This is a genomic window from Pelomicrobium sp. G1 (genome assembly GCF_051905455.1).
Taxonomy (GTDB): Bacteria; Pseudomonadota; Gammaproteobacteria; order Burkholderiales; family UBA6910; genus Pelomicrobium.
Genome location: NZ_JBQACR010000709.1, coordinates 1 through 229 on the forward strand (window position 1 = coordinate 1; position 229 = coordinate 229).

Below are 229 nucleotides of genomic sequence, written 5' to 3' on the forward strand. Positions count from 1 at the left end.
CATGGCCCGGGGACGGCGCTGCGGCTTCGACCGGGGAAGCGCCCGGGAGCCCCTGGCCGCGGCCTTCTATGATGAGCGGTATCCCGTCGAGCGGGATCTGCACGCGGTGGAGCGGAACCGCCGGCTCGCGGCCCGCTGCGCTGGCTACCTTCTCGCGGGCCCCGCCGACTACGGCATCCAGGCGCACGCCCGGACGCTTTCTTGGCTTCCGGCGTCCCGCTACGCTGTC

General features: G+C 73.8%; 1 protein-coding gene. It reads left to right on the plus strand.

From position 1 onward, the window contains the following. A partial coding sequence (locus tag ACTFO6_RS20225) for a glycosyltransferase family 9 protein (RefSeq protein ID WP_439936036.1) occupies positions 1 to 229 on the plus strand: 229 nt, incomplete at both ends.